The 12656-nt window shown below is 62.0% G+C and carries 14 protein-coding genes and 1 pseudogene; 11 read left to right on the top strand and 4 right to left on the bottom strand.

The window, feature by feature from the left end:
• Positions 1 to 41: 41 nt before the first annotated feature.
• The 3 genes from A3AC_RS0113270 to A3AC_RS0113260 all read right to left on the bottom strand — a co-directional run bounded on the left by A3AC_RS0113270 (position 42) and on the right by A3AC_RS0113260 (position 1559).
• A complete protein-coding gene (locus A3AC_RS0113270) occupies positions 42 to 326 on the bottom strand; it encodes a hypothetical protein (RefSeq protein ID WP_025599396.1) in 285 nt (94 codons plus the stop codon).
• Positions 327 to 612: 286 nt separating this feature from the next.
• Complete coding sequence (locus tag A3AC_RS0113265; protein ID WP_025599395.1) at positions 613 to 1047, bottom strand: DUF4399 domain-containing protein; 435 nt, start codon at positions 1045 to 1047, stop codon at positions 613 to 615.
• A 56-nt stretch (positions 1048 to 1103) separates the two neighbouring features.
• Entirely contained in the window at positions 1104 to 1559 is a 456-nt protein-coding gene (locus tag A3AC_RS0113260) for a DUF4399 domain-containing protein (RefSeq protein WP_442856504.1), read from the bottom strand.
• Positions 1560 to 1837: 278 nt separating this feature from the next.
• On the opposite strand from A3AC_RS0113260, the pseudogene A3AC_RS31295 reads away from it, so the two are divergent.
• Both A3AC_RS31295 and A3AC_RS31290 read left to right on the top strand, forming a co-directional pair.
• Positions 1838 to 2791: pseudogene (locus A3AC_RS31295) on the top strand (caspase family protein); the annotation flags it as partial.
• Between the two features lie 42 nt (positions 2792 to 2833).
• Positions 2834 to 4006 carry an SUMF1/EgtB/PvdO family nonheme iron enzyme gene (locus tag A3AC_RS31290; RefSeq protein ID WP_442856503.1) on the top strand — a complete coding sequence of 391 codons (1173 nt, stop codon included), beginning with the start codon at positions 2834 to 2836 and terminating at the stop codon, positions 4004 to 4006.
• A 37-nt stretch (positions 4007 to 4043) separates the two neighbouring features.
• Here A3AC_RS31290 and A3AC_RS0113250 read toward each other — a convergent pair whose 3' ends face one another.
• A complete protein-coding gene (locus A3AC_RS0113250; protein ID WP_025599391.1) occupies positions 4044 to 6254 on the bottom strand; it encodes a serine/threonine protein kinase in 2211 nt (736 codons plus the stop codon).
• A gap of 415 nt (positions 6255 to 6669) precedes the next feature.
• Between A3AC_RS0113250 and A3AC_RS0113245 the strand changes: the two genes are divergently transcribed.
• From A3AC_RS0113245 to A3AC_RS0113205, 9 genes are all read left to right on the top strand, one after another.
• Positions 6670 to 6942: a hypothetical protein gene (locus A3AC_RS0113245; RefSeq protein ID WP_025599390.1), complete on the top strand. Its 273-nt coding sequence runs from the start codon at positions 6670 to 6672 to the stop codon at positions 6940 to 6942.
• A gap of 88 nt (positions 6943 to 7030) precedes the next feature.
• A complete protein-coding gene (locus A3AC_RS0113240) occupies positions 7031 to 7315 on the top strand; it encodes a hypothetical protein (RefSeq protein WP_025599389.1) in 285 nt (94 codons plus the stop codon).
• Positions 7316 to 7498: 183 nt separating this feature from the next.
• On the top strand, positions 7499 to 7717 hold the full coding sequence (locus A3AC_RS0113235; RefSeq protein ID WP_025599388.1) for a hypothetical protein: 219 nt from the start codon (positions 7499 to 7501) through the stop codon (positions 7715 to 7717).
• Positions 7718 to 8063: 346 nt separating this feature from the next.
• The gene (locus tag A3AC_RS0113230; RefSeq protein WP_025599387.1) at positions 8064 to 8270 is read left to right on the top strand and encodes a hypothetical protein; all 207 of its coding nucleotides are present in this window, start codon (positions 8064 to 8066) and stop codon (positions 8268 to 8270) included.
• Positions 8271 to 8444: 174 nt separating this feature from the next.
• Entirely contained in the window at positions 8445 to 9065 is a 621-nt protein-coding gene (locus A3AC_RS0113225; protein ID WP_025599385.1) for a TetR/AcrR family transcriptional regulator, read from the top strand.
• A gap of 98 nt (positions 9066 to 9163) precedes the next feature.
• Positions 9164 to 10393, top strand: a complete 1230-nt coding sequence (locus tag A3AC_RS0113220) for a YbfB/YjiJ family MFS transporter (protein ID WP_025599384.1) — start codon at positions 9164 to 9166, stop codon at positions 10391 to 10393.
• A gap of 140 nt (positions 10394 to 10533) precedes the next feature.
• A complete protein-coding gene (locus A3AC_RS29960) occupies positions 10534 to 10689 on the top strand; it encodes a DUF3309 family protein (protein ID WP_035475075.1) in 156 nt (51 codons plus the stop codon).
• Positions 10690 to 10829: 140 nt separating this feature from the next.
• On the top strand, positions 10830 to 11630 hold the full coding sequence (locus A3AC_RS0113210) for an SDR family oxidoreductase (RefSeq protein ID WP_025599382.1): 801 nt from the start codon (positions 10830 to 10832) through the stop codon (positions 11628 to 11630).
• A gap of 547 nt (positions 11631 to 12177) precedes the next feature.
• Positions 12178 to 12651 carry an Lrp/AsnC family transcriptional regulator gene (locus A3AC_RS0113205; RefSeq protein WP_025599381.1) on the top strand — a complete coding sequence of 158 codons (474 nt, stop codon included), beginning with the start codon at positions 12178 to 12180 and terminating at the stop codon, positions 12649 to 12651.
• Positions 12652 to 12656: the final 5 nt, after the last annotated feature.

The following is a 12656-nucleotide window of genomic DNA, read 5'->3' as shown; positions in this document are numbered from 1 at the left end:
GGACGCGCGGGCCGGCAAGCCCTCGCGTCCGCCTGCGCCGCTTACGACACGAAGATGTTGTTGCTCGACGTCACATGCGGATCGATCGTGGTCGTCACGCCGGCGACGAACGCTGCGTTGTTGCCGTTGGCGTTCTGGATGTTCATCGTCGTGCTGATGAGTTGAGTCGCATCGACCTTCTTGCTGTTGTTCGGTGCATAGACCGGCGCGAAGTTCAGATACGACGACGACGGATACAGGTAGCCGGTGCCGCCGCGCACGGCGCTCATCGCCTTGCTGTCGAGTTGTTCGGTGATGGACAGGTCTTTGATCATCAGCGTGTTCATGGCAAATCTCCTGAATGGGAAGGTCACAGTCTTTCGGTTGGGTTCGAGCAACTTGTCTGCTCGAGCATCACTAACGCATGGCCTGTGCCAGTTTTGTTTCCCGGTCCTAAGAAATTTGCCGAAGTGCCGCTGGTCAAGGCCTGCGGAGAAACGGCAGCTTGCTGATGCTGCATGAGGTGGAGATGAGCCTGGGGCAGAGTGATGGATTGCAGCCAACAACCGGCGTGAAATCGTTGGCTGCTGCGTGACATCGGCTCAATCGACAACGGCGCTGCATGCGCCACGGTCAACGCGCAATGACCGTGATCTTCTTCGAGTACACCGGCGGGTTGTGCGGGACATGCATGTCGTCGCCCATCAGCAGCTGCAATGTGTGCTTGCCCGGTGGCAACTGGATCATGGTCTCGGTTTCGCCCGCGCCGAAATGCAGATGATTGCGGTCCGAGGGTATCTCCTGGTCCATCGGCGGCAAGTCCACGTCGATCAGCAAATGGTGATGCCCCGTGTTCGGATACTTCACGCCCTTCGGCGCAACGCCCATATAACGCAGGCCGAACCACACGCGAAAGGGCTTGTTGGCGGGAACCACCTGGCCGTCGTTCGGATAGCCAATATACGCATACGCGCCGGGAGGCGACGACGCCCCTGCCGCCACGGCAAAATCCGCCGCGCCCCATGCCGCCGACGCCACCAGCGCCGCGACTGCGATGAGTTTGTACATGAAGGTCTCTCCGTCCTGAGCAAGCCGCAATGAACGCGATAAGCACGCTAAACGCGCTAGTCTTTCTGCACGGTGATAGTGATCTTTTTCGAGTACACGGACGGCGAGTGCGGCACGTGATTGTGGTCACCCAGAATGAGCTGCAACGTGTGCTTGCCTGGCGGCAACTCGATACGTGCATCCGTCTCGCCCGCGCCGAAATGCAGGTGATTGCGGTCCGACGGAATTTCCTGGTCGAGCGCCGGCAGGTCTGTGTCGATCAGAAGATGATGGTGCCCGCAGTTCGGGAACCCGACGCCTTTCGGGCACACGCCCATGTTGCGCAAGCCCATGCGCACCCACAGCTTGCCGCCGTGAATCACGGCCCCGTCGGACGGCCAGATGATGTACTCCTCCGCGCCGGGAGGCGATGCAGTCGTCTCCGCGAGTGCCGGCAGCGGCGGCACTGCGCCGATAACGGCGACGGCCAGCACCGTCCGCGAAACCGCGCGCAATGTGCATAGCCGTGCCATGGCTTTGAAACTCGAGTGGGAAACAGCGGGGACGTTGGTTCTTCGCATGGCGCACTCTCCCGAAGAGCGGTCGTAACCACCTCGACTGCAAAGGCAGCGGGGGCGATGATGCTGCGATCGCGGGTGCGCGTGATGCGGCAGCCGCGTAGTTAAAACGACTGTGCCGCGTTGCTTTGTGAATCAGCTTAGGACGTAACTTGCCAAAAAGATACGCCACGCTCGTTAACCGTATACCGCACTCGGTAAAAGTGTTGGTTGTGGCCCGCCACGCGCGTGCTATGTTTGTTGATACGTTGCAACGCGGACGGTCGAACGCGCGTCGAAACTTCGCCATCTCTGCGCCGCGGTATCGGCAAACGGCAACGAATAGCGGCGAAAACGCGGTGCCCGGATGCCTATGTTCTGTCCGGAACAAACAGGATGCGAAGATGTGGCGAATATTCCTGCTGACGTGGATGGCCGGGGCCATTCTGGTGAATTGCGACGGCGCGTTTGCCTCGGCTCCGCGTGAGAGCACGCGCGCGACGCAATCGGCCGCGCCGGCTGACGTGGCTCTTGCACCGTTAACACCGATGCATGCTGGAGCTCCGCGCATCGCGCTTGTAATCGGCAACGGTGCCTATGGTCCGCATGCTGCCAATGGCGGCGATCTGTTAGACGTCATCGAACAAAACGCGCCGCGCGATGCACAGGCATTGGCCCACCGGTTGCGTGCGCTGCACTACGACGTAACGGTGCTTGCGAATGCAACACCGCTGCAAATGCAGCGGGCGATTAGCGACTTTCGCGAGCGGCTGCGTGCCGGCAGTGTGGGTGTTTTCTATTTCGCCGGTCACGGCATGCGCATCGGCACGCAAACGTTATTGATTCCTGTCGGCCTAGATATGCGTTCACCGGCCTCGCCGATTCGCGAGGGCATCGATCTGGGTAACGTCTTGCAGGCAATGCATGTCTCGCGCGACGGCGAACTCAATATCGCGATTGTCGATACCTGTCTCGACAATCCATTCACCGGCACCGGTGTCGCTGAAGCTGCAGCGCTTCCGCCGAACACGCTAGTTGCCTACGCAACCGCGCGCGGCGGTTTTGCAGCAGACGGCATGCGCCACGGCATCTACACGCATGCATTGCTGCGCGCGCTCGACGAGACACCCAGGCAGCCGCTAGTGAGTCTGTTCGCGCGGGTCGCGGCGCAAGTCAGACATGCAACCGGCGAGGCGCAAAGACCGTGGATTGCGTCGTCAGTGCCGTTTTTGGCGGGCGGCGCCTCAGGTATGTCTGCCGAACTCTTCGCAAATGACGAGACTGTCGTGGCACTGCACAGCCGGGGCATATTGCCGAAGGACAGCAGCGAACAATACGAAATCACCTTCTGGAATTCGATCAAGGACAGCAATTACCCCGCAGATTACGAAGCATATTTAAAGGCTTATCCGAATGGGCGCTTCGCCACGCTCGCGCATGCGCGAATCGATCGTCTGCGGGCGGCGGCATCGAATGCGCCTGCAACCAGGGCGCCCACGCAGCAGGCCGCGCCATCGGCGACACCGCCGCAGCAGACAGCGCGGCCCGTGACACCGACTGCACCAACTGCATCTGCCTCGCCCGCTGCCTCCGCGACACCGGATCGCCAGCACGCTGGTTCAACGCCGCCCGCTGCAAGCACAACTGCGCCGTCCGCGCCGCCGGTTCCGCTGGCCGCACAAAAACCCTCGGCACGTCCGGCGGCTGCAAGCGAAAGCCGCGACTGCGCTGCGTGTCCGATCATGATCGCGTTGCCCGCAGGTTCGTTTTCGATGGGCAGCAACAGCGACGATCCATCCGAGAAGCCCGTTCACCACGTGACGATTGGTGCGCCGTTCGCTATCGGTAAATACGAGGTGACTGTGGAGCAGTGGAATGCATGTGTCGCGGCCAATGCATGTCCGAAGCTCACGCCCGAAACGAACGCGAACAAGGCCGCACCGGCACGCGACCTCAGTTGGGACGACGCACAGCAGTACGTGCAGTGGCTCGCCAGAACGACGGGCAAACCGTACCGTCTGCCTACCGAGGCAGAATGGGAATACGCCGTACGTGGCGGCACGACGACCGCCTACTGGTGGGGCGACCAGATGCGCAAGGGGAACGCCAACTGCAAGGATTGCGGCGAGCCATGGCACAAGGAGGGCCCCGAAGCCGCAGGTTCTTTTGCGGCGAACCCATACGGCCTGTACGACATGAACGGCAGTGTCTGGGAATGGACAGCCGACTGCTGGCATAACTCGTATCAGTCGGCGCCCGTCGACGGCCGCGCGTGGGAAAACCCCGGCTGCGACATGCGCGTGATTCGCGGCGGCTCGTGGCGCGAAGGTGGCGGCTACATGCTAAGCGCGACGCGCTTCAAATACAGCGCAGGCGTACGCCAGTCGCAAGATGGTCTGCGGGTCGTCAAAGACCTGAAGTGATCTGCCGCACCACGCTCGGCAACACGCCGCGAACGCGTTACGGTGCGTGAGGCTTTGTGGTGATCGGTGCAAAGTCGGCCACGATCCGTTCGCGGCCGTATTTCGCGGTGATTTGCGCGAGGCGTGTGTCGAGTGCGCGCAGATAATCGGCGCGCGGTTCCGCTTCGGGACGCGGCTTGTCGAAGAGCGGCGCGGGCGTGATCAGCAGCACGACCATTTCCGCGCCGAACGGCTTTGAAATCACCCAGTCGCCCGCGCTGCCGACCGTCGCCGAATAATGCGGCGGCGCCTGGTTGTCCTTAGCGCGCGGGCTCGGCACCATATGAACGACATTGCCGTCGAGCTGATAATAGTCAAGGTTCACATACGAGTCGTAGCCGGGCGTGCTCACGTCGACCACCAGTGGATCACCCTCGCTCAACTTGCCGCCCGGCGGACGCACCTGCAAGCCTGCGACGTGCCCGGCTTGCCAGTTCTGCACCCAGTATGGCGCAAGCGCCTTGAGAGTGTCGCATTTGTCGTCGGCGGTTGGCTCGACGTCGAGCTTCAGTGCATCCACGCCGGGCACGGCCGACAGCCCCTCTTTCAGGCGCGCGACGCCATAGCGCTGTGAAACGTAGCCGCGGACCGTCAACGTGTGATCCTGCGTGGATGCGGATAACGCCGAGCAGGGCACCTGAGCGAGTGTGGGCGCGACTGCGGCGAGGGTCAGTGCGGGCTTCGGCGTGGCAGGAGGCGTTGGCGGTGCGAGTGCAACTGGTGCGTTCGCCGACGGTGCGCTCGCTGTGGTTGCACCTGCGGTCGTTGAGCCTGCGGTCGATGAGCCTGTGGTCGTTGCACTATCCACCGCCCCACCCGCCGCCGCAGCCACAATCTCACTCCCTTGCGCCGGCGCCGAAGCCACCTCGCCCACCCGCCCGTGCGAAGCGCCCGCGGCCACCTGTGCTTCGCTATGACGGTTCGGCGCGGCGCGCCACGCGAACACGCCCACAGCCGCCGAGCAGATCACCGCAAAGCCGGCGAGCCCGGCCTTCGCCAAGGTCCCCGACTTCTCCGCGCGAGCCTCGTTGTCGAATTCGGCGATGAAGCGCGTCACGCTCGGCATGCGTGTCGCGCGGTCGAACGAAAGCGCGGCCCGCAATGCGCGCCACTGCCGCGCATTGAGGCTGGGCGGACGCTGCGGCTTGAATTCCGCGTTGCGTGCCTGAGTGGCGGACAGGCGGTCAAATGGATGATGCCCCGTCAGCAATTCATACGTGATGCAGCCAAGCGCGTAGATATCGTCGCGCGGGTCGGGCTCGCGATGCTCGATCATCTCCGGGCTCGCATACGCGGGAGTCAGCGCGCCGAGGCTGCCCGGATCGAACACGGTTGCATCGCTCTCTTCTTCCGGCCGCTGAAACACGCGAGCAATGCCGAAGTCGATCACCTTAACCTCGGCATTCGTCGTGAGAAACACGTTGGCGGGTTTGAAGTCGCAATGCACGAAGCCGCGTTCGTGCGCATACGAGAGCGCGCTGCACATGCCGCGCACGATAGGCAGCGCAGCACGAACCGGCATGCCCTGATAACCCGGCGTGCGCAACAACTGGCTAAGCGGCTTGCCGGACAGGTACTCCATCGTCAGATAGACGATGGGCCCGTCGCGGTCGAAGTCGTACACGGTGATGATGTTGCGATGCGCGAGCACCTGCGCCTTGCGCGCTTCGCGCTGCAAAGCAACCAGCGAATTGGGATTGCCGCGGAACTGGACGTTCAATACCTTGATGGCGAGATACGGCTTCCGGTCCGACGCCTCGAGCTTGCGCAGATCGAGCGCCTTATAGACCGTGCCCATTCCGCCCACACCGAGGCACTCTTCGAGCACGAAGCGATTGTTCAGCGTATCGCCGGTACCCTTGATCTGGTCGTGCCCCACCGCGTTCGAAGAGTTCGACGCACTCGCCGGGGCGCCCGCGCGCTCCTGCCCGCGTGGGACCACCGAGGGAATTTCCACCGTGGTCTGTATGCCGGTTTCCTCGCCGCCGGCCGCCACATTCGACACGCGCAACTGCTCGATGCGCCGCCGCACTTCGATGTAAAGGTCCTCCGGCAGCGGCGCTTTATGATGCGCGGCGCCGAGCATCTCCAGCAGCTGCGCGGGACCGAGGCGTTCGGTCACCAACGTGCTGTCGAGCTGAGCGACGAACTCGTCACGAGACAGCTCGCCGTTCTGGAAGTCGTGAATCACCCGCGCAAGGCTAGCCATGTTGTGCGAAGTGCCGCCGCTGCCGTCGACCCCGAACGCATGCATCAGGGCCATTCCGGCCGATAGGAAAGCTGTCGTAACCAGTTACATGTGCCGCTTCGATACTAGCTCCCACCCTCTGCTTTCGCAAATCAGGATTGCCCCGCGCGACACGCGGCACGCGCCTGTCGCGCGTGATCCAACAGAATGCGGCGCGTTGTCGGGCACACGCCACCATTCGCCGCGTGTATCGCGTCTTCGGTGAACAGCAAGAACCGCGCTGCATCGCGCTGCAAGCCTTGCCCAACAAGGCCTGGCCAATTTTATTAGGAACCTTGAATAAATCTGGCACAGGCCGTGCATTAGTGACGCTCGAGCAGACAAGTTGCTCGAACCCAACCGCAGAACCGTAACCTTCCCTTTCAGGAGATTCACCATGAACACGCTGATGATCAAAGACCTGTCCATCACCGAACAACTCGACAGCAAGTCGATGAGCGCCGTGCGCGGCGGCTTCGGACCGTCCACGTCGTACTTCAACTTCAGCCCGGTCTACGCGCCCGACTACAGCAAGAAGGTCAACGCGACGCAACTGATCAGCAACGAGCTCAACATCCAGAACGCCAACGGCAACAACGTTGCGTTCGCTGCCGGCATCGGCTCGACGCTCAACCCGTCGGTCGTGTCGAGCAACAACATCCACGTGTGACGTGCGGCGAGGCGAAGCGGCCATTGTCGCGTGCCGTTTCGCCTCGCGCGAGGCGCCTCCTTCTTCCACATACGTTTGGAGAAACACCATGTCATCTCTCATGATTCGCGATCTTTCCCGCACCCGCGAACTCGACCGCCGCGCCATGTCGGCAGTCTCCGGCGGCACCGGCAGCGGCGTGCCGGGCGTGCCTTCGGTAAGCGGCCTTAGCGGCATTGCCAATGTCAACGTCTCGGTGAACCAGAACCTCAACCAGTTGCAATACGTGAATGTCGCGGCGTTGAACAACGTCGGCGTAATCGGCGCAGGCATGGTTCCGCTGCACCTGAACGTCAGCCCGGCGCTGTGGGCATCCAACACCGCTGTCGTGTGATGGCGTGCAGTAGCGAAGGACCGGGGGCTTTCCTACTGCCGCCTCGCCATATCCGGCAGGCAGGTTGAAAACAGATTTCCTATACTCATAGTGCGACGAGACCTCAGCACACTGGACGACACCCGCGAGCGCCAGCCGGACCATCGCACCGGCCCATCGCTCCACTTTCCCGGCGAACACATCATGGCCAGGCTTCTCATCAAAGATCTCGCGGACAGCGTCGAACTCGACCGTGAGGCAATGGCCGCCATTGTCGGCGGCGCACGCATTGGCGCGCGCTTGACGAGCGCCGCGCCGCTCGTGCCGGCCTCGGCGCGCGTCGTCGAATATCCGCCCGGCTTTCCCGCCGCGCATCAGACCATCGTGAAGGTGGCAGCGGCGCGCAACACGCGGCGCACCTAGATTCGCATTCAATCGAGCAATGCGGCGGCACGCGTGATCGGCGCGTGCCGCTTGTGTTTTTGCCGCCGTGCCGTGCTTTGCAAGGCTCAGACACTGTGACGCCTTCAGCGTGTGCGCAGCCCAACAGTTCGAACTTCTTCTGTGGGGCGCACCCGCACACCTGGCTTCAAATTTTTCTTCATCGCAATTTGCGATCAGCGAATGCGCGGCGCGCATCCCTGTCTGGCCTTGCGTCTGCGGACGCATTGCAGAATCGCCCTGTGTGTCGCGCAAATTGGCATATGCCTTGCAGAAATCGGAGCGAGCACGCCGCCGTGCTCGCCCAACCACTTCAAGGAGTATCGCCATGAAATCCACCGTCATCATCAAGGACCTGCCCCGCAGCGCCGAAGGCGCCCAGCAGGAAGTCACGCTCACCGCCGAGCAACTGAAGCTCGTGCGCGGCGGCCGTTCCGTCGTCGTCACCGTCGACGGCGGCGCCCTCGGCCACGTGGACGACTTCGGGATCAATACCGCCATCTTCGAAGGCCGCATTAAAGGCACCTATCTGTAGGACGCTCCAGCTGTCCGTAATTGGAAACTGCCGCGCCCGAGCTCGCTCACGAGGCGCGGCGGTCCCATGCCGGTCGCCGGCAGCCCGCTCTTGCTTTTTGTATCGACCGATATATAATGCCGTTCTATATCGACTGATACATAACCGCCCAAGCCGGTGCAAAGGACATTCATCATGGCGCGACCCCGCGGATTCGATGAAAAAGAGGTGCTCGAAGCAGCCAGCGCAACGTTCTGGCTCAAGGGCTACGAGGCCACGTCCACGCGCGACCTGGTCAAGTGCACCGGTCTGACCCAGCCGAGTCTTTACAACGCGTTCGGAGACAAACGCGGGCTGTATCTGCGCGCGCTGGAGCACTATCTCGACTGCTCGTTGCGCGAGCGCATCCGGCGCCTTGAGAGCACCATGCCGCCAGCCGAAGCCATCACCGGCTTCTTCGACGAAACCATCGAGCGCTCGGTCTCCGACCCACACAAGCGCGGCTGCATGCTGGTCAATTCGGCGCTGGAAATTACATCGGAGGACGAAGCATTCCGCAAACTCGTCGCGACCGAAATCGCCGAGATGCGCGAGTTCTTCCGCCGTTGTCTCGTCGCGGCACAAAAAAAAAAAAGCGGCACGCTGCCCAAAACCATTTCCGCCGATGAAGCCGCCGCTCATCTGCTCGCCACCGTGCTAGGCATGCGCGTGCTCGCGCGCGTCGATCCACAGCGTGCGGTGCTCACGAGCGCGGTAGCCGGCGCGTTGGTGCTGCTCGGCCTGCCGGCGCTACCGGCCAGACACGGCGACGGCTAAGCGTCGCGCCTGACGAGGCGCACTTTTCCGCACTCTCTTTCGCACCCTCACCGACATCCGGCGCGACGTCATGCACGTTGGCCGGTAAAGGAATCGTCATGTCTACAGCGCCTTCATTGACCTCTTCGGCTTCGACATCGCTCGACGCTCGCGCGCTCTTTGCCACGCTCGCCGGATTGAGCGGCAGTCTCGTCGCAATCGGACTCGCGCGCTTTGCGTATACGCCGCTCATTCCATCGCTGATTCAGGCGCACTGGTTCACGTCGTCGCAAGCAGTCACACTGGGCGCCGCGAACTTCGCCGGCTATCTGATCGGCGCGTTGATCGGCCGACCGCTCGCATCCGCGTTGTCGAACCGGACCGCATTGCGCATGTTGATGGCCGTCGTCACCGCAGCGTTCTTTGCCTGCGCGTATCCGCTGTCGATAGGCTGGTTCTTCGTGTGGCGCTTGCTGTCGGGCATCTCCGGCGGCGCCATCATGGTGCTCGTCGCGACTTCCATTCTTCCGCACATTCCCGCGCCGCGCCGAGGCTTCGTGAGCGGCATGATCTTCCTGGGACTCGGGCTGGGCATTGCGGCGTCCGGCACACTGATTCCCGAACTGCTGCACTTCGGCTTACGGACCACGTGGATCGGACTTGGCACGGTCGCGCTCGTCCTCACAGCAGTGAGCTGGTTCGGCTGGCCGTCGACGAATCCACCCGCGTCCGTCGCGGCAACCGCTCATCATCAGGCTACGCAAACCCGCACGCTCGCGCTGCGTGTGCTGTACGCGCAATACGCGGCCAACGCGCTCGGCCTCGTGCCGGCGATGATCCTGCTCGTCGATTACGTGGCGCGCGGTCTCGGCCGAGGCGCGGCAATCGGCGCTGACTACTGGGTGCTGTACGGGCTCGCCGCAATCGCAGGACCGGTGATCGCGGGCAACATCGCGCATCGTATCGGCTACGGCAAGGCTTATCGCGTGGCATTACTGCTGCAAGGCGCCGCTGTTGCGATGCTCGCGCTTTCAGGCAGCAGGTGGGTGCTGGCATTGTCGACGGTGATTCTCGGTATCTTCACGCCTGGCATCGTGCCGCTCGCGCTCGGCCGCATTCATGAACTCGTGCCGCACGATCACACGGAACAGCGCGCCTCGTGGAGCCGCGCGACGACAGCGTTCGCGCTCTTTCAGGCGCTCGGCGGTTATGGCTACTCGTATCTGTTTTCGCATTCGCATAACAATTACGCGCTGATCTTCGCGTGCGGCGCCGTCGCGCTGACAGGCGCGTTCATCGCGGATTTCATCGTTTCGCGCGTCGGCAGCACACGTACCCCTGCGGTGTAAGGGCCGCGCGTCCTCCGCGTTGGGCACGAGGCTTGCTCGACATAGGTCACGACACTGTCTGGTGCTCCGCCCGCTGCACGTTAAGCATGCGTGCGTGGCGCGCGTGCAAGACAGCGCCATCAACCAAGCGGAGGTCATACATGTTGGGAACTATTCTTCTGGTTGTGCTGCTTCTTCTCCTTATTGGCGCGCTGCCGACCTGGCCGCATAGCCGCTCCTGGGGTTATGCGCCTACGGGTGGTCTTGGCGTCGTGCTGATTGTCGTGATCGTGCTGCTGGTCGCCGGCGTCATATAGCGATTCGCGTGGCGCAATCACACCAGTAGATCAACGCGGACCTGGCCGCCGGGTTGCGATGCAGTGAACTGCTCGCCTACCCGGCGGCCTCGCCACATCTGAAGGTAGATACAAAGGCTATTTATCACCGAGGAATTGCGATGGAAAAGTTACTCGCCAATCAGTTCGCGCTGGTCACAGGCGCAAGTTCCGGCATTGGCTATGGCGTCGCGCAAGCGCTTGCGAATGCCGGCGCCTCTGTCGCGCTGAACTATCATTCGCATGCCGAATCAGCGGAGAAACTTGCCGACGAAATCAACCAGTCAGGCGGTGCGGCGTTTGCAGTACAAGGCGATGTATCGAATCCCGAGGACATCGACGCAATGTTCGACGCATGCCGTGCCCGCTTCGGCACACTCGATATCGTCGTTGCGAACTCGGGTTTGCAAAGGGACAGCGCTATCGCCGAGATGTCGATGGACGATTGGCAAACCGTGCTCGGCACGAATCTCACGGGACAGTTCCTCACTGCACAAGCCGCGGTGAAAGAGTTTCGCCGACGTGGGCCGACGTCCGCATCGAAAGCGCTAGGCAAGATCATCTGCATGAGCTCGGTACACGAGGTAATTCCGTGGGCCGGACATGCCAACTACACGGCGTCAAAGGGCGGCGTTCAGATGTTCATGAAGTCGCTTGCGCAAGAGGTTGCGCCGGAACGGATTCGCGTCAACTCGATCGCACCGGGCGCGATTCGCACGAAGATCAATCACGACGCGTGGGACACGAGCGCGGCAAGCAGGAAGTTACTGCAACTGATTCCATATGGCCGGGTCGGCGAAGTGGAAGACATCGGCAAGGCTGCAGTCTGGCTCGCATCCGACGAAAGCGATTACGTTGTGGGCACAACCTTATTTGTCGACGGTGGAATGACGCTCTATCCGGGCTTCGTCGACAATGGCTAACGGTGCCCCGTTTCTCAATGCATTGATCAGGCAAACGCCGCGCGCACCCCGGGCACGCGCCATGCTGAACTTCCGTCGTGTTCCAACTCGATACGAAAGGAGAGACATCATGCCTTACCTGCTTGGCTGGCTTCTGGGTGTTCCGGTGATCGTGCTGGTGATTCTGTACCTCATCTTTCATTGATCATTCGAAACATGCTCCATGGCGCGGCCCTTTTGTGGCCGCGCGTCTTTTCACGCCGTCTTTCATGCGCGAGTGCCATACATGCGTTCGGGCCCGAGCGAGCGTTCGCTGCGGCGTGGTAGCGCCGCAATTCCCTCTCATGCTGGCTTCGGTAAAAGCAGCGTCATACCGCTAGCGGCTTGTGGCCGCGCGTGGCCGCCGGGAGATCGGCGATCCGGACGGTTGTCCCGGACACGAATGCACCGTCAAAATATACCGGGAGCCGCGCTGGATAGGCTTCTTAAAGCACCACACAATGCGGCGGCTAACGGAATGTTCTTCCGATAGAATCATGTGTGAACGAACAATCTTCCGAACCGACCCATGAGCACCAAGACCCGCGCGCTGGACAATCAGGACCGCAGAATCCTCCGCGCCTTGCAAAAGAACGCACGCGTGAGCAATGCGGAACTGGCCGAACTCGTGGGCATGTCGACCACCGCCTGCTGGAACCGCACGCGTCAACTGGAAACCGAAGGCTACATACGCGGCTACGTGGCGCTGCTCGATCAACAGAAGCTCGGCCTCGCGGATATCGTGCTGCTCGAAGTCACGCTCGATCGTCATGACGACGACGCCCTCGCCCGCTTCGGTGCCGAACTAGCCACGCTCACCGAAGTGCTGGAGGCGTACCTGGTATCGGGCGATTACGACTATCTGGTCAAGGTGGCTGTGGACGGCACCGCGGGCTACGAGCGATTCCTGCGCGAGAAGCTATACAAGATCGCGGGCATCCGTCATAGCCGCTCAATGTTCGCGCTGCGCTGCATGAAGAGCATTCCGTCAGTGCAGGTCTAGTGTCT

This window comes from Burkholderia sp. WSM2230, assembly GCF_000472445.1.
Lineage (GTDB): Bacteria > Pseudomonadota > Gammaproteobacteria > Burkholderiales > Burkholderiaceae > Paraburkholderia.
This window is presented reverse-complemented; position numbering and strand designations above follow the sequence as displayed.